Source organism: Actinacidiphila yanglinensis (assembly GCF_900107965.1).
GTDB lineage: Bacteria > Actinomycetota > Actinomycetes > Streptomycetales > Streptomycetaceae > Actinacidiphila > Actinacidiphila yanglinensis.
This window is the reverse complement of the sequence record NZ_FNVU01000012.1, coordinates 157,711-174,428: the sequence shown is the minus strand read 5'-3', so window position 1 is coordinate 174,428 and position 16,718 is coordinate 157,711. Positions and strand designations below refer to the sequence as shown.

The 16,718-nt window shown below is 71.4% G+C and carries 14 protein-coding genes; 9 read left to right on the top strand and 5 right to left on the bottom strand.

Translation table 11 applies throughout. From position 1 onward, the window contains the following. The first annotated feature begins 14 nt into the window (after positions 1 to 14). Positions 15 to 653: a helix-turn-helix transcriptional regulator gene (locus tag C4U44_RS25970; RefSeq protein ID WP_103888430.1), complete on the top strand. Its 639-nt coding sequence runs from the start codon at positions 15 to 17 to the stop codon at positions 651 to 653. 44 nt (positions 654 to 697) lie between these two features. After that, a complete protein-coding gene (locus tag C4U44_RS25965; RefSeq protein ID WP_103888511.1) occupies positions 698 to 1,204 on the top strand; it encodes a DUF3291 domain-containing protein in 507 nt (168 codons plus the stop codon). A gap of 52 nt (positions 1,205 to 1,256) precedes the next feature. Here the strand turns inward: C4U44_RS25965 and C4U44_RS25960 are convergent, their stop codons facing one another. The 3 genes from C4U44_RS25960 to C4U44_RS25950 all read right to left on the bottom strand — a co-directional run bounded on the left by C4U44_RS25960 (position 1,257) and on the right by C4U44_RS25950 (position 2,678). Further along, positions 1,257 to 1,661, bottom strand: a complete 405-nt coding sequence (locus C4U44_RS25960; protein WP_103888510.1) for an SgcJ/EcaC family oxidoreductase — start codon at positions 1,659 to 1,661, stop codon at positions 1,257 to 1,259. Positions 1,662 to 1,728: 67 nt separating this feature from the next. Then, positions 1,729 to 1,941, bottom strand: coding sequence for a hypothetical protein (locus C4U44_RS25955; RefSeq protein ID WP_103888509.1), 213 nt, complete (start codon positions 1,939 to 1,941; stop codon positions 1,729 to 1,731). Continuing rightward, positions 1,938 to 2,678 carry a hypothetical protein gene (locus C4U44_RS25950; RefSeq protein WP_103888429.1) on the bottom strand — a complete coding sequence of 247 codons (741 nt, stop codon included), beginning with the start codon at positions 2,676 to 2,678 and terminating at the stop codon, positions 1,938 to 1,940. The genes C4U44_RS25955 and C4U44_RS25950 overlap by 4 nt, the downstream gene beginning before the upstream one ends. A 116-nt stretch (positions 2,679 to 2,794) precedes the next feature. Between C4U44_RS25950 and C4U44_RS25945 the strand changes: the two genes are divergently transcribed. Continuing rightward, on the top strand, positions 2,795 to 3,886 hold the full coding sequence (locus C4U44_RS25945; protein ID WP_103888428.1) for a BUD32 family EKC/KEOPS complex subunit: 1,092 nt from the start codon (positions 2,795 to 2,797) through the stop codon (positions 3,884 to 3,886). A 49-nt stretch (positions 3,887 to 3,935) separates the two neighbouring features. On the opposite strand, the gene C4U44_RS25940 is transcribed toward C4U44_RS25945, so the two are convergent. Together C4U44_RS25940 and C4U44_RS25935 are read right to left on the bottom strand one after the other, a co-directional pair. Further along, a complete protein-coding gene (locus C4U44_RS25940; RefSeq protein WP_103888427.1) occupies positions 3,936 to 4,232 on the bottom strand; it encodes a DUF3303 family protein in 297 nt (98 codons plus the stop codon). 176 nt (positions 4,233 to 4,408) lie between these two features. Then, positions 4,409 to 5,056 carry a TetR/AcrR family transcriptional regulator gene (locus tag C4U44_RS25935; protein WP_103888426.1) on the bottom strand — a complete coding sequence of 216 codons (648 nt, stop codon included), beginning with the start codon at positions 5,054 to 5,056 and terminating at the stop codon, positions 4,409 to 4,411. A 110-nt stretch (positions 5,057 to 5,166) separates the two neighbouring features. On the opposite strand from C4U44_RS25935, the gene C4U44_RS25930 reads away from it, so the two are divergent. The 6 genes from C4U44_RS25930 (at position 5,167) to C4U44_RS25905 (ending at position 16,691) form a co-directional block, all read left to right on the top strand. Next, on the top strand, positions 5,167 to 6,036 hold the full coding sequence (locus C4U44_RS25930) for an oxidoreductase (RefSeq protein ID WP_103888425.1): 870 nt from the start codon (positions 5,167 to 5,169) through the stop codon (positions 6,034 to 6,036). Between the two features lie 198 nt (positions 6,037 to 6,234). Beyond that, positions 6,235 to 9,402 carry an N-acetylmuramoyl-L-alanine amidase gene (locus C4U44_RS25925; protein ID WP_235032353.1) on the top strand — a complete coding sequence of 1,056 codons (3,168 nt, stop codon included), beginning with the start codon at positions 6,235 to 6,237 and terminating at the stop codon, positions 9,400 to 9,402. Between the two features lie 173 nt (positions 9,403 to 9,575). Beyond that, complete coding sequence (locus C4U44_RS25920) at positions 9,576 to 10,154, top strand: MarR family winged helix-turn-helix transcriptional regulator (RefSeq protein WP_103888423.1); 579 nt, start codon at positions 9,576 to 9,578, stop codon at positions 10,152 to 10,154. Next, on the top strand, positions 10,151 to 11,914 hold the full coding sequence (locus C4U44_RS25915; RefSeq protein WP_103888422.1) for an MDR family MFS transporter: 1,764 nt from the start codon (positions 10,151 to 10,153) through the stop codon (positions 11,912 to 11,914). The genes C4U44_RS25920 and C4U44_RS25915 overlap by 4 nt, the downstream gene beginning before the upstream one ends. 519 nt (positions 11,915 to 12,433) lie before the next feature. Beyond that, complete coding sequence (locus C4U44_RS25910; RefSeq protein WP_103888421.1) at positions 12,434 to 13,249, top strand: LysM peptidoglycan-binding domain-containing protein; 816 nt, start codon at positions 12,434 to 12,436, stop codon at positions 13,247 to 13,249. A 247-nt stretch (positions 13,250 to 13,496) separates the two neighbouring features. Next, positions 13,497 to 16,691 carry an NHL domain-containing protein gene (locus C4U44_RS25905; protein ID WP_103888420.1) on the top strand — a complete coding sequence of 1,065 codons (3,195 nt, stop codon included), beginning with the start codon at positions 13,497 to 13,499 and terminating at the stop codon, positions 16,689 to 16,691. Positions 16,692 to 16,718 lie beyond the last annotated feature (27 nt).

Below are 16,718 nucleotides of genomic sequence, written 5' to 3'. Positions count from 1 at the left end.
CATAGGATCGCCGGGTGACTGCTGAGGACTCCGCCTTCGAGACGCTGGGTGTGCTGGCCGACCCCGTACGCCGCCGGCTGTACCGGCATGTCGCCGCCGCCCCGGACGAGGTGGGGCGCGACGCGGCCGCGGAGGCGGCCGGCGTCTCCCGGTCGCTGGCGGCCTTCCACCTGGACAAGCTGGTCGAGGCGGGGCTGCTGGCGGTGTCCTTCCGGCGGCTGTCCGGGCGCACCGGCCCGGGCGCGGGACGCCCGGCGAAGCTGTACCGGCGCGCGGAGGGCGAGCACGCGGTGTCCGTCCCGCCGCGCAGCTACGACACGGCGGGGCGGCTGCTCGCCGAGGTGGTGGAGAACGCGGGCCTGGACCGGGAGTTGCAGGCGGCGGCGCGGGCCGCGGGGGCGGCGGATCCGGACGCCGCCGCCGGCGACCTGGTCGAGGTGCTGCGGACCCGCGGCTACGAGCCCTTCTGGGACGGGGAGACGCTGCGGCTGCGCAACTGCCCGTTCCACGCGCTGGCCGGGGAGTTCTCCGCCCTGGTCTGCGGGATGAACCTCGCGCTGCTGGAGGGCCTGGCGGCCGGGCCGTGGTCCGCGGCGATGGACGCACGGCCCGGCTGGTGCTGCGTGGCACTTTCTAAAGGCAAAAGTGATTGACTATAGAAACGCGGCCGGGCCATGCTGACCCCATGACGGACTTCATGACGGGCCATCACCTCGCGCAGGTCAACGTCGGCCGCATCGTCGCCCCGCTGGACAGCCCCGAGTTGGCCGACTTCATGGCCCAACTCCCCGAGATCAACGCGCTCGCCGAGGCGAGCCCCGGATTCGTCTGGCGGATGGTCGACGACGCGGGTGAGGACGCGACCGGTTTCCGGCCCGACGGGGCCGACGACATGCTCCTGATCAACTGCTCGGTCTGGGAGTCGGTCGAGGCCCTGCGGGACTTCACCTACCACTCCGACCACCTGCGGGTCCTGAGCCGCCGCCGCGAGTGGTTCCACCGCGTGGCCGAGGCGTACCAGGCCCTGTGGTGGATCCCCGCCGGCCACCTGCCGAGCGTCGCCGAGGCGATGGAGCGGGTCGCGATGATCCGCGAACAGGGCCCCGGCCCCCTCGCGTTCACCTTCCGCTCCCCCTTCCCCGCCCCGTCCGGCGCCGCGCGCCCGGACGACCGGCTCCAAGGGGCCGGCGAACCCGGGCAGTGAGTGCGCGCGGGACGGCCTTTCCGGGCGGCGCCGTTGGGCCCCGTGGAAGCGATCAGCCGGAGGCGACCGCGGTGTTCTGGCAGGCGGTCAGCAACCAGCGGCCGTCGTCCTGCTTGGACATCACGTACAGCGGGCTCCCCTCGCTCGTGTCGCCCGGGGCCAGGTAGAGCTGACGGACCTTGACCGCCGCGACATCGGGACGGATGAGGAGCACGTGGACCACCTCGTAGCTGACCTTGACGTCCCAGTCGTCCGCGGGAAGGACCTCGCGGGTGAAGTCGGAGATCGCACCGAGCCCGACCAGGACCTTGCCCCCACTCGTCGTCCAGACCGCGTCCTGGTGGAAGAGGGCGAGGAACTCGTCGGGGTCCTTGTGCTGCTGAGAGTGCTCGACGGTGGCCACCACCCGGTGGATCGCCTCGATGTCCGCGGCGTGCGCAGGGGAATGCGTGTTCATGCCCACCACGGTGCTCCTTCAAGCGCGGTTGAGGTCAAGGGAGCGGCTGCCGGCCCCTCGACGTCGGTCACCCTGGTCCGCGCGTCGACTTCACCGCGCGGTGCAACGAATGGGCGAGCGCCCCGGCCACGGCGAGCGGCGGCAGCCACCACGCGTTCACACCGGCGGCGGCCAGTCCCGCGGTCGCGCCGAGGGCCGGCACCACCCAGCAGGCGATCCGCCAGTCGTCGCCGATCACGAAGTCGTACCAGAACCGCCCGAACGCCCGGAGCCGCCTCACCGCGGGCCCACCCACGCGCCGCGGCGCAGGACCCACGCGTACGCCAGGGCGAGCAGCGCGACCCCTGGGACCAGCACCAGCAGCGCCGCGTCCGAACCCGGCCAGTCCACCTGGACGCCCTCGGCCGACCAGAACAGGCCGAACGCCGTCAGCAGCGTGCCGACCACGAACTTCACCGCGTTCTCCGGCACCCGGGACAGCGGTGCCCGGATCGCGAAACCCGCGGCGCCGACCACCACCGCGGCCGCCACGGCGCCCAGCACCGCCACGGGCACGTCGTGCTGGTTCCCGCCGAAGGTCGCGACGATGAAAGCGACTTCGAGCCCTTCGAGCGCGACCCCCTTGAAGGCCACGGTGAAGGCGTACCAGTCCGCGACCTTGCCGCGCCGCTCGGCCGGTACCTGCTCCGCCGCCGCGACGCCCCGGGCGAAGGCCGCGGCCTCGTCACGCCGCGCCTTCCAACCCGACGCCCGCAGCACGGACTTGCGCAGCCACTGCAGGCCGAACAGCAGCAGGAGGGTGCCGACCACGGCCCGCAGCACGCCGATCGGGAGGTGTGTCACCGCCGAGCCGAGCGCCCCGACCACCACGGCCAGCGCGACCAGCGCCGCCCCCGCGCCCTGCAGGGCGGACGGCCAGTGCCGGCCCGTCCCGGCGGCCAGCACCACCGTCAGCGCCTCGACGGCCTCCACCGCGCAGGCGAGGAACACCGTGAGGAACAGGGCAGTCGGGCTCACCGGGCGCCTCCCCACCGCGCTCGCCGATCTTCTCGCCGCCCCGCTGATCGTCCCGTAGAGTGCGATGGCGGCTTGCGGACACGCGAGGGCACCGCGGAATCGAGGTCGGCAGTCCGATGCGGGTAGCGTCCGATCCCCCCGGCAGGTCCCGCGAGGCGCGCCTCACCGCCTACAGCAGCGCCGCCACCTCCCTCGCGCTGTGCAGCGACGACCGGCTGGGCGCGCTCGTGGACGCCGCCGCACCGCTCGGCACCGGGATCGGCGGAAGGTCCGCGCTGCTGGAGGTCGACGGCACCCAGGTCTTCGTGAAGCAGCTGCCGCTCACGGACACCGAGCGGCTGCCGCGGCATGTCCGGTCCACGGCCAACCTGTCCGGGATTCCCGACCTCTGCCACTACGGCGTCGGCGGCCCCGGCTTTGGGGCGTGGCGCGAGCTCGCCGTCCAGACCATGACGACGAACTGGGTGCTCGCCGGGCAGTACGAGGGATTCCCGCTGATGTACCACTGGCGTGTGCTGCCCGGCACACCGGCCGAGCTTCCGGCGGAACTCGCGGACGTGGCGGGGATGGTCGCCTACTGGGGCGGCAGCCAGGAGGTGGGCCGTCGTATCGAGGAGATCCGGGGGGCCACCGCGAGAATGGTGCTCTTCCTGGAGTACATCCCCCAGACGGTCCACGTGTGGCTCGCCGACCGGATACGGGAGGGTGCGGAGTCCGCCGACCGGGCCTGCTCCCTGGTGGAAAGGGAGTTGGCGGCCGGCACGTCCTTCATGAATGCCCGCGGGCTCCTGCATTTCGACGCCCATTTCCAGAACATCCTGGCCGACGGCCGGCGCCTCTACTTCACCGATTACGGCCTCGCCCTGTCGTCGCAATTCGATCTGTCCCCGTCCGAGGCCGGATTCTTCGCCCTGCACCACCGCACCTACGATCCCTGCTACACCCGCAGTTGGCTGGTGAACCGGATGATCACGGAGCTCTACGGCTACGAGCGGAAGGAACGCGAGGCACTCATCCGCGCCTGCGCGCAAGGCGAGGAACCGCCGGACGGTCCGCCCGGGGCCAGGGCGATCCTCATCCGCCACGCACCGATCGCCGCGATGATGACGGACTTCTACGGCAGGGTCCTGGACGAGAGCCGGGAGATCCCCTACCCGTCGGAGGAGCTGCTCCGGGCGCTGCGCGAGGACCGGTCCCGGCACGGCTGAACCGATCCCGTCAGTGCCGAGCGGGCACCCGCATTGCCGCCGCCGCGGATCAGTTGGAGGCGAACTTCTTCAGCCCGGCCTGGACGTCGTCGAGATTCATCACCGGCAGGAGGGTCACCTTCGCCCCGAGTTCCTGGAAGAACGGCTCGGCCACGGTCGGGATGTCCGACGCGTCCTTGAGGTCGAACACGATGAACCCGGTGCGCATGCCCTCCTTGGCGCCGAAGTACGCGGCCTCCGGCCGGATCCGGTCGAACACCGACTTCAGGGTCCGGGCCAGCGAGTCCTCCGTGATCGCCTTGTTCGCCTTCTCCGTGTCCATCTGGGCCATCAGCAGCACTCTCATGGTCGTTCCGCCCTTTCTCGGCGCGCGTCGGTCTGTCCGTGCCACCAGCGTGGGCGCGGCCCGGTGAGCCTGCAGCCGGACCCGGGCATCGGAGTGAGGTGGAGGGACGGCACCGCGAAGGGACGCCCAAGGGGGCGCCGCGAGGAGAACCGGCCGGGTCGCCGGCGGAGCGACGCCTACCGGCGTGGTGCGTCGTCGCCCTCCGGGCCGGTGCGGGGCGCGGTGATGCGGCGTACAGCCTCGATCAGTGCGGCGCGGTGCTCGGCCAGCCGCTCCGCCGACCGCGGGTCGGTGCCGGTCAGTGCCTGCAGGGCGGGCGGCGCGTCCAGCCAGCTCTCGGTGATCCGCAGCACCATCGCGAACAGGTCGATCGCCGGGAGCGAGGCGTCCGTACGGCCCTCGCGCTGGGCTGCGGCCACCGCGTCGACCTTGACGCGGTAGCTGTCGATCTCGGCGTCGGTGTGCCGGTCGCGCTCGAAGCGCCGCCAGGCGGCCAGCCGGGCCGTGTCGGGGTGGGCGAGCATGTAGTCGAAGCGGTTGCCCGCGAAGGCGACGAGATCGCCTCCGGCCAGCGACGCCTCCTCGAACAGCCGGCCGATCTCGTGCTGGAGCACCGCCTCGAAGAGCTGGTCCTTGTCCCCGAAGTACACGTAGAGCAGCCGCTTGTTGGCGCCCGCCCGCTCCGCGATGCGGTCGATCCGGGCGCCGGCCAGGCCGTACTGCGCGAACTCCGCGGTGGCGGCGGCGAGCAGGAGTTCCTTGGTGGCGCGGGAGTTCCGCGGGCGCGCGGCCTTGCGGTCCGCGTCGTTCGGTCCCGTCGTCATGCCCCCACCGTAGCGCAGGTAACTAACTTTTGACTTACCCGGGGATCGAGCCCACTATATATCTATCCAGTTAGATAGAACATCCGATATCCCCCGGAAAGGACCTCCCCGTGACCCCCACCGGCTCCCCGCTCCAGACCCTCGCCCTCGCCGACGACCTCACGATCACCCGCATGGGATACGGCGCGATGCAACTGGCCGGACCGGGCGTCTTCGGACCTCCCACGGACCGCGACCAGGCGATCGCCGTGCTCCGCGAGGCGGTCGCGCTCGGCCTCACCCACATCGACACCAGCGACTTCTACGGCCCCGCCGTCGTCAACGAGCTGATCAAGGAGGCGCTGCACCCCTACCCCGCCGACCTGCACATCGTCACCAAGGTCGGCGCCCGCCGCGACGACAAGGGCGGCTGGATCCCCTCTCAGGAGCCCGCCGACCTCAAGGCGCAGGTGCACGAGAACCTGCGGCACCTCGGCCTGGAGGCCCTGGACGTGGTCAACCTGCGCACGGCCGCGCACGAGGGCGGCAGCGACGACTCCGTCGCCGAGCAGTTCGGCGCCCTGGCCGAGCTGCGCGAGCAGGGCCTGATCCGCCACCTCGGCCTGAGCGGGGTCACGGGCGCCCAGCTCACCGAGGCGCAGGCGATCGCCCCCGTGGTCACCGTGCAGAACATGTACAACCTCGCCCAGCGATCCGACGACGACCTGGTCGACCGCTGCGCCGCGGAGAACATCGCCTATGCGGCCTTCTTCCCGCTGGGCGGCTTCACCCCGCTGCAGTCACAGGAGCTGAGCGAGGTCGCCGACGGCCTCGGCACCTCCCGCCAGCAGGTCGCCCTCGCCTGGCTGCTGCAGCGCTCGCCGGCCATGGTCCTCATCCCCGGCACCTCGTCCGTGGAGCACCTGCGGGCCAACGTGGCCGCTGCCCAACTGGCCCTGCCCGCCGAGGCGATCGCCGTGCTGGACGGCATCGCCGGCTGAGCCGCCGCCCTCCCGGTGAACGCGTTCCGAACGGCATGAGGCCGCTGTCCGTCCGGGCTGTTACCTTTCCTGTTTCGGCCCGGGCGCTGCCCGGGCCGGAGGCAACGTACGAGCAGGGGAGGGGCTTTGCAGGATCACATGCAAGGAAAACAGCACGAACGGGGCCGGCCACGGCGGCGCGCAAAGCGCGGAACGGCGGTGGCGGCGGCGCTGACCGCCGCCGCGCTGTGCTGGGCCACGGCGGCACAGGCGGCGCCCGGGGGGCGCGTCGCCGACGGCGGGCAGACCACCACGAAGGCGAGCACGTCGGGCGCGCTGCAGCGGGACTTCGCCGCCGCGGCCGCGGAGTACCACGTGCCGGCGGGCGTGTTGATGGCCGTCGCGTACCACCAGTCGTTGTGGGACTCCCACGACGGCCTGCCGAGCACCACCGGCAACTACAACGTGATGGGCCTGACCCACGTGGACACCGCGACGCTGCGGGCCGCGCAGGGCGCCCAGGAGACGTCGCAGCGCGGCGAGGGCGGCCCGGCGGCGACGGGCGGCAGCGGTAAGGCCGCCCCGGCCGGCACCACCTCCGTCGCGCCCTACCGCACCCTCGACGCGGCGTCGGCGCTGACCGGCATCTCCGCGGCGGGGCTGCGCACCGACCCGGCGCAGAGCGTGCGCGGCGGAGCCGCCCTGCTCGCGCACTACGAGGGGCAGTTGGCGCACACGCTGCCCGCGGACCCGGGCGCGTGGTACGGCGCGGTCGCCCGCTTCAGCCAGTCCTCCGACACCCAGGGCGCGAGCCAGTACGCCGACCGCGTCTACGCCACCTTGAAGGCCGGCGTCTCCCGTACCACCGACGCCGGCCAGGCGGTGTCGCTGGCCGCGGAACCGGACGTGGTGCCGCAGACCTCGGCGGTCAAGCGCCTGGGGCTGGTCTCCGCCACGGCCGAGGCCCGCAGCGAGACGACCGGCGCGAGCGGCGCCGCCACGCCGGCCGCGAACCCGACGCCCGAGTGCCCGTCCGGCCTGACCTGCAACTACGTCCCGGCGGCGTACAAGCAGAACAGCAGCACCGACAAGTCGAAGTACGGCAACTACGACCTGGCGAACCGGCCGGCCGACGGCGACAAGATCCAGTACATCGTCATCCACGACACCGAGGGCAGCTACAGCAGCGCGCTGGGGGTCTTCCAGAACTCCACGAAGCTCGCCACCCCGCACTACATCGTGCGGTCCTCGGACGGTCTGGTGACGCAGGTCGTGCAGACCAAGAACGTCGCCTGGCACGCAGGCAACTACTACGTCAACATGCACTCGGTCGGCATCGAGCACGAGGGCTTCGCGATCTCCGGCGCGTCCTGGTACAGCGAGTCGCTCTACGAGTCCTCCGCCGCCCTGGTCCGCTACCTCGCGAACCGCTTCGGCGTCCCGCTGGACCGCGAGCACATCCTCGGCCATGACGACGTGTCGTCCCCGCAGGTCGCCCAACTGGCCGACATGCACTGGGACCCGGGACCGTACTGGAACTGGTCGCACTACATGGACCTGCTCGGCGCCTCGCTCGGCGGGGGCGGCACCCCGGTGGTCGGCGGCGAGATCACCATCCGCCCGCCCTTCACCTCCGCCAACGAGCCCACCGTCACCGGGTGCAGCACCGACCCGTGCAAGGCGCAGCCGACCAGCTTCGTCTACCTGCGCAGTTCGCCCTCGTCGTCGGCCGCGCTGATCAAGGACTCCGTGATGGCCGGCCAGGGGGTGGCCAACGGCAGCACCAACGCGGCGGACGTCACCGACAAGGCGGTGGCCGGCCAGACCTTCGTGGTGGCCGGCGTGCAGGGCGACTGGACCGCGATCTGGTTCGGCGGCCAGAAAGCGTGGTTCTCCAACCCGGGCGGCACCTTCGCGGTGGCCAACGGGAACACCGCCCGGCACGTGGTGACCCCGGCCGGCACCAGCGCGATCCCGGTGTACGGCCGTGCGTACCCGGAGGCGTCCGCGTACCCGTCGGTGATCGCCGACGTGGCGACGGAGTCCACCCAGATCGTGGCGCCGCTCGGCTACACCATCCCCGCCGGGCAGTCCTACGTCGCCGACGACCCGGTGGCCTCCGACTACTACTACGCGAAGAACATCGACCAGTCCGCGCCCGGCGACCAGACGCGGGTGGTCGGCAGCACGGAGTACTACCCGATCCGCTTCAATCACCGGCTGGGCTTCGTCAAGGCGAGCGACGTCACCGCGGGCGCGGCGGTGACGCCGCCGTCCGGGACCTTCACGCCGGTCGGGCCGACCCGGATCATGGACACCCGCAACGGCACCGGCGTGGCCAAGGGCGCGCTGGGCGCGGGCAAGTCCGTCGCGCTCCAGGTCGACGGGGTCGGCGGGGTGCCGGCGAGCGGCGTGACCGGGGTGGTCATGAACGTCACCGCGGTCCAGCCGACCACGTCCGGCTACGTGATGGTCTACCCGGACGGCTCGGCCCGGCCGGCCACGTCGAACCTCAACTTCCCCGCCGGCCGCACCATCGCCAACCTGGTGGTGGTCCCGGTGGTGAACGGCAAGGTCGACTTCTACAACAACGCCGGCAGCGTGCAGATCGCCGCCGACGTCACCGGCTACTACACCTCCTCGGACAGCGGTTCGCGCTTCACCCCGCTGACCCCGACCCGGCTGATGGACACCCGCAACGGCACCGGCGGCACCACCGGGCCGATCCCGGCCGGTGCGACCGTTCCGCTCCAGGTCGAAGGGGTCGGCGGCGTCCCGGACTCCGGGGTCACCGCGGTGGTCGTGAACGTCACCGCGGTCCGCCCGACCGCGGGCGGCTACCTGACCGTCTTCCCGGACGGCGCGACCCGGCCGGCCACGTCGAACCTCAACTTCCCCGCCGGACAGACCATCCCCAACCTGGTGGTCGTCCCGGTCGTGGACGGCAAGGTCGACTTCTTCCACAACGTCGGTGACCTGGACATCGTCGCCGACGTGACCGGCTGGTTCTCGTCGACCGGTTCGGTCTTCCACTCCACCGGGCCGACCCGGCTGCTGGACACCCGCAACGGCACCGGCGGCGTCAAGGGCGCGGTGGCCGGCGGCAAGACGATCACGCTGGGGCTGACCGGCCACGGCGGCCTGCCCGCGAGCGGGGTGACCGCGGTGGTGCTCAACGTCACCGCCGTCGGGCCGACCGCGAACAGCTACGTGAGCGTCTTCCCGGACGGCGCGACCCGGCCGGCCACGTCGAACCTCAACTTCCCCGCCGGACAGACCATGCCGAACCTGGTGGTCGTCCCGGTGGTGAACGGCAAGGTCGACTTCTACAACAACTCGGGCAGCGTCAACCTGCTCGCCGACATCACGGGCTTCTACACGGCCTGACCGAGCCGCGCAGCGCCCGGGCGGCCCGCCGGCCGTCCGGGCGCTGCGCGCGTTCCGGGCGGTACGGGGGCCGCCCCGACCCGTCCCCGCCCAGGCGGGGGCCGCCCGGGATTTACTTGCGCACCCCAAGCACTTGTGTTACACAAGTAATAAGCGAACCGAGGTGATCGACGATGAACAAGACAGGCACCGTGCCGGTTACCGGGCGAGCCGCCCAGGGCTGCCGCGCCGACGGGGACGAACCCGCGGCCGGAGTGGCCTCGGTCGCGAACGCCGTGGTCGAGCTGCTGCGGACGGTGCGGCGCTCCAAGGCCCGGCTGCTCGCCGCGGCGAGCGACGACGTCGACTCCGCCACGCAGATCCTGCTGCGCACCGCCGCGCTGGAGGGCCCCACCCGGGCGAGCACGCTGGCCGCCTGCGTCCAGTCCGACCTGTCGACGGTCAGCCGCCAGGTCACCGTGCTGGTGACCCGCGGGCTGCTGGAGCGGCAGGCCGACCCCGAGGACGGCCGGGCCAGCCTGCTGGTGGTCACCGCCGCCGGCCGGGCCGTGGTCGCCGAGCACGAGCAGGCCCGCATGGCCTTCTTCGAGCAGGTGGTGAGCGACTGGTCGCCGCAGGAGCGGGACCAGTTCGCCCACCTGCTGGAGCGGTTCACCGCTGCCTACGACACGACACACATCCATTGGATGACCGACGCGGCGCGGCAGACCGCCACCCGCTCCGGCAACCCGGAAGAAAGCGACCCTGCATGACCGCCACCGCAACCCGGCCGACGGACACGCCGCCGGACGGCGCGCTCTCCCACCGCCAGATCCTGACGATCCTGTCCGGCCTCGTCCTGGGCATGTTCCTCGCGGCGCTGGACCAGACGATCGTCTCGACCGCGATCAAGACGATCGGCAACGACCTCAACGACCTGTCCGCGCAGGCATGGGTCACCACCGCGTTCCTGATCACGTCGACGATCGCCGCGCCGCTGTTCGGCAAGCTGTCGGACATCTACGGGCGCAAGCGGCTGTTCATGCTCGCGATCGTGATCTTCGTGATCGGCTCGGCCCTGTGCGGTCTGGCCCAGTCGATGTACGAGCTGGCCGCCTTCCGCGCCTTCCAGGGCATCGGCGCCGGCGGCATAATGCCGCTCGCGCTGGCGGTGATCGGCGACATCATCCCGCCGCGCGAGCGTGCCCGCTACCAGGGCTACATGATGGCGGTCTTCGCCAGCGCCTCCGTGCTGGGCCCGGTGCTGGGCGGTCTGCTCTCCGGCACCGACAGCTTCCTGGGCGCCGCCGGCTGGCGCTGGATCTTCTACATCAACGTCCCCATCGCGGCCTTCGCGCTGGTGGTCATCGCCAAGGTCCTGCACCTCGACCACGTCCGCCGCGAACGGCGGATCGACTGGTGGGGTTCGGTCCTGCTCGCGGTCGGCCTGGTGCCGCTGCTGGTCGTCGCCGAGCAGGGGCAGAGCTGGGGCTGGGCCTCGGCCGGCTCGTTCGCCTGCTACTTCACCGGCGCGGCCGGGATCGCCCTGTTCATCTGGGTCCAGCACCGGATGGGCGACGACGCGCTGCTCCCGCTGCGGCTCTTCCGCAGCAGCACCTTCTCGGTCGCCTCGGCCCAGGTCACGATCATCGGTATGGCGATGTTCGGCGGGCTGTCGGTGATCCCGCTCTACCTGCAGATCGTCAAGGGCGCCTCGCCCACGAAGTCCGGCCTGCTGCTGCTCCCCCTGGTCGCCGGGCTGATGCTCGCCTCCCTCGCCTCGGGCCAGCTCGTCGCCCGCACCGGCCGGTACAAGATCTTCCCGGTCGTCGGTTCGGTGCTCATGGTCATCGGCATGGGGCTGCTGATCCTGATCGGCGCGGACACGCCGCTGTGGCAGACCGACATCTACATGGCGGTCTTCGGCATCGGCCTCGGGCTCAACATGCAGAGCCTGGTGCTGGCGATGCAGAACGCCGTGCCCGCCAAGGACATGGGCGTCGCCTCGGCCTCGTCGACGTTCTTCCGCTCCATCGGCGGCACGCTGGGCACCGCGATCTTCCTGTCCGTGCTGTTCTCGCTGGCCGGCACCAAGATCAGCCACGAGTACACGAAGGCGGCCAGCGACCCGTCCTTCCTCGCCGCGGCCAAGGCGCACCCGGACCAGCTGACGGCGCTGCACCAGCACCTGGGCGCCGGCCTGGACGACACCTCGTTCCTGAACGGGCTGGCCAAGCCGCTCAGCCACCCCTTCTTCGCCGGGTTCTCCGCGGCCGGGGACGTGGTGTTCGCGATCGTGGCCATCCTGCTGCTGGGCGCGATCGTGCTCTCGACCCGCCTGAAGGAGGTGCCGCTGCGGATGGTCTCGGGCAACCAGGCCCGCTCCGAGGCGGAGACCGCCGCCGCGGCGGCCTCGAACGCCCCCCGGCCGGCGGCAGACGCCGCCGGTGCGGGCCAGGACGCAGCGGCCGGCCCGGCCACGGACGACACCGCTCCGCGCGCCGGCTCCGGGAGTGACCAGGCGCGCGGCTGACGCACCCGCCAGGGGCCGCTCGCCCCGCGCCACCGCCCCGCTGCCCGATCCGGGCAGCGGGGCGGTGGCATGTCACCCGGCGGCACCGGCCCGCAGGGCCGGAATATTACTGCCTTATGCCCGTTTCCACACCTTGTGCAATAGTTTGTTCTCTTTGCAAGGAAAAGAAATACTTTACGGCTGAATTTCCTCCGCACTTTCCGGGACCGCACCCTTACACCGTGTTCGCCCTCCCGGCCCCTCGGGGTGATGCACAGCATAGGACGTAGGTCACCTACGAAGCAGGTTAGTAGATTTCCAGGATTGCCCTTCCCGCGCATTTCTCGCCGAAATCCGGCGTTCGGGAACGCGGACCGCAAAAGCGGCTACTAAGCGGCTTAGCACGTGAGGGAATTGTGCAGCCATTTATCGGCTGCTAACAATGTGCTCGCCGCAGCGCTCGCTAAACGAAATGCGGGTCTGAATGACGAGGGGGGGCCCTGTCACTGCGGACAAGCAATCCTGGAAGAGGTCCGCACCATGCCCAAGCAGTCCCACAACCGCCTGGCAAAGAAGCGCCTGGTCTCCGTCGGCGGAGCCGTTGTCGTCGGGACCGTCGCCGCACTGGCCTGTGGCGCCCTGACCGGTACCGCTCAGGCTGCCGAGCCCTCCGCCGCCAAGAGCGCGCCGCACACCGCCGACAGCCGGCACCATGCCGCGTTCACGAAGTACACGGTCAAGAAGGGCGACTACCTGATCGCCATCGCCCGCGCCCACAAGAACCCGGGCGGCTGGCACGCCCTCGCATGGGCCAACAAGATCCACAGCCCGTACATCATCCACCCGGGCCAGGTCCTCAAGGTCCCCACCAAGTGGGCCCACGTGACGAAGCCCGCCGAGGCCGAGAAGACCGCGTCGACCTCTTCGACGGCATCCACCACGTCCACCACGTCGACCGCGTCCACCGAGAAGGCGGCCCCGGCCGCCGCGTCGACCACGGCGACGTCCACCACGACCGCCGCGACCGCGACGTACGCGGACAACCTGGACGGCTGGATCAACCACTCGCTGGCGATCATGAAGGCCGACGGCATCCCCGGCAGCTACGACGGCATCTACCGCAACATCATCCGCGAGTCGTCGGGCAACCCGAACGCCATCAACCTGTGGGACTCCAACGCGGCCGCCGGCACCCCGTCGATCGGCCTGCTGCAGGTCATCCAGCCGACGTTCGACGCCTACCACGTGGCCGGCACCTCGACCAACATCTACGACCCGGTCGCGAACATCACCGCCGCGTGCAACTACGCGTACCACGTGTACGGCTCGATCGACAACGTCAACGGCCCCTACTAGACCGACCCGTAGGGCACCGCATCCCCAACACCCGCCCCGCCGCCCCTCCTCACCGGGGCCGCGGGGCGGGCCCCGTTCCGGCGACGTTTCGGGTTCGTTACGGGCGCCGCACCGGGGAGCCCACACCGGCGGCAACCGGACAGAACGAGCCGCATTCGCGGCATGTCTGACGACTGTTCACCTGGAAGCCGCCATTTCGACAGAAGTGGTCCGCGCGGCGTCCGTTGCCCTGCACATGATTGGGCCCATGATCCCCAATCTGAAGGTCCGCTGGAGACCCGTGGCGGCGATCGCCGTCGCCCTGACCGTGCTCGGTCTCGCGGCGGCCTACGCCATCGGCGGGAGCGCCACCGCGGCCACCACCGGCCAGAAGTACTCCGTCGCCTGCCCGGCCGCGGACCAGGTCGCCCCCGCCCTGAACGCCAACCTGATCGCCAACCCCGGCGCCGAGGACCACACCGCGGTCACCTCGCTCGGCGCGCCGGACGGCGACACCCAGGACGTGCCCGACTGCTGGGTGGCGTCCTCCCCCATGGACGCGCCGGGCGCCGTCCTGGAGTCGCTGTCGTCGTCGGTTCCCGGCCAGACCGGGAGCCGCACCTTCTACGGCGGCTACGACTACGACTCGCCGCAACTGTCCATCGTGGGCATCAGCACCACCGCCGCCCAGACGATCGACGTCAGCTCGCTGGACGCGGGCGGCAAGGCGTTCACGCTGACCGGAGCGATCGGCGGCTACACGACGCAGGCCGACTACGCCACCGTCACCGCCGCGTTCGAGGACGCCAAGGGCACCACCCTCGGCTCGGCGGTCATCGGTCCGGTCGACGCCGCCCAGCGCGGCAACGTCACCAGCCTCGTGCCGGAGGCCGCGGCGGGCACCGTCCCGGCCGGCACCGCGCAGGTCGTCGTCACCGTGGCCTCGACCGGAGTCAGCGCCGGCTACGGCATCGACGGCCGCGCCGACAACCTGAACCTGACGATCACCGCGAGCGGAACGGGCCAGAACTACACCGCGCCCTGCCCCGCCGCCGACCAGGTCACCCCGGCGCTGAACGCCAACCTGATCGCCAACCCCGGCGCCGAGGACTCCACCGCGGCCACCACGCTGGGCGCGCCCGCGGGCGACGACCAGACGATCGCGGACTGCTGGACCAGCACCTCCCCGCTCAACGCCCCTGACGGCACCCAGGAGTCGGTGGCGTCGAGCGATCCCGGGTCGACCGGCAGCCGGGTGTTCTCCGGCGGCACGAGTCCCGCCACCACCCAGGTCGCCGGCGTGGTCACCAGCGGCAGCCAGGTCATCGACATCAGCCAACTGAAGGCGGACGGGCAGCCGTTCAAGTTCACCGGCGACGTGGGCGGCACCGCGGCGCAGGGCGACTTCGCGCAGGTCGTCGCCACGTTCCAGAACGCGTCGGGCGCGAGCCTCGGCACGGCCGGCATCGGCCCGGCCGGCGCGGCCCAGCGCGGCAACGCCACCAAGCTGCTCTCCGACGGCACGTACGGCACCATCCCGGCGGGCACCCAGAAGATCCTCGTCACGATCCTCACGGTGGCCGTCGACAACGACCACAGCAGCGACGGCACGGCGGACGACCTGAACCTGACGATCGGTCAGAAGTCGACCGGCCAGACCTACACCGCGAGCTGCCCGGCCGCCGACCAGGTCACCCCGGCGCTGAACGCCAACCTGATCGCCAACCCCGGCGCCGAGGACTACACCGCGGCGACCGCGCTCGGCGCGCCCCTGGGCGACGACCAGACCATCGCGGACTGCTGGACCAGCAACTCCCCGCTGAACCCTCCGGACGGCACCCAGGAGTCGCGCACGTCGACGTACCCGGGCGTGACCGGAAGCCGGGTCTTCTACGGCGGGACGAACCCCAGCACCGTCTCGATCCCGGGCGTCACCACCACCGACACCCAGTCGATCGACGTGAGTGCGCTCGGCACCGGCAACCAGCCGTTCAAGCTGTCCGGTGACCTCGGCGGCTACGCGACGCAGGGCGACTATGCGACCGTCACGGCCGCGTTCCAGGACGCCAAGGGCACCTCGCTCGGCTCGGGCGTGATCGGCCCGGTGACGGCGATCCAGCGCAACAACATCTCCAGCCTGATCCACCAGGCCTGGTACGGCACGGTTCCCGACGGCACCGCGAAGATCGTCATCACGGTGGCCACGGTCGGCGTCAGCAGCGGCGCCAACAGCGACGGCACGGCCGACAACCTGAGCCTGACCGTCGGGTCGGACGCGGTCCCGTCGGGTCCGATCCTGCAGACGATGCCGTACTCCTCGGTGGGCGACGCTCCCGGCACGCACGTGGACCCGGGCACCGGCGCGGTCGTCCCCAACGTCACCCCCGGTTCCCTGTACCGCCCGGTGGGCCTGTCCGTCGGCATCGGCTCGGCGCACGCGGCGAACACCAAGGCCACCGTGCGCACGGAGCTCCAGGAGGTCGACGGCGGCTCCCTCTACGTGTCGAACACCGGTGACAACGTGGTGGCCCAGCTGCGGAACGGCGACACCTCGATCCTTGCCGGCTCCCTGGAGGACTACGGCGACAAGGGCGACCACGGCAAGGCCGACAAGGCCACGCTGTACCAGCCCGCCGGCACCGCGGCGGACGCCGACGGCGACCTCTTCATCGCCGACAGCGGCAACAACGTGGTGCGCGAGGTCACGTCGGACGGCACGATCCACCGGTTCGCGGGAACCGGCACCGCCGGCAGCAACGGGTCCTCCAAGGCATTGGACCACCGGCTCAACGGGCCGGCGGCGGTGGCCGTCGACGCGTCGAAGAACGTCTGGATCTCCGACACCCGCAACAACCAGGTGATCGAGGTGTCCTCGAAGGGCACCGTCGTCCGCGTGGTCGGCGACGGCCGGGCCGGATACGCCGGCGACGGGAAGTCCGCCTCGCACGCCCGGCTGAACCAGCCCACCGGGCTGGCGCTGGACTCCGACGGCAACCTGTACATCGCGGACTCCGCGAACAACCTGATCCGCCGGGTGGACGCGAAGAGCGGGACCATCACCACGGTGGCCGGCAACTACACGGCGGACCAGGCATCCGACGGCCTCGGCGGGTTCGCCGGCGACGGCGGCGCGGCGACCTCGGCCCGGCTCAACGACCCGCAGGGCGTGACCGTCGACAGCGCCGGCGACCTGTTCGTCGCCGACACCTTCAACAACGCGATCCGCATGATCACCCCGGACGGGACCATCAGCACCGTGGTCAACTCCTCGGCAGTGGCGGGCGGCGAGAGCAGCGGCGCGGCGCCTTCCGCGTCGAAGCTGCACACGCCGTCGGCGATCACGGTCGACCCGTCGACGCACCTGCTGTACATCGCCGACACGCACAACAACGCCATCGCCCAGGTGCTCGGCGTCGCCCGGTCCGGCGACGCGCCGGGCCCGGTGGCCTCCGCGACGTCCTGACCCGGCCCCTGACACGAAGAAGAGAGA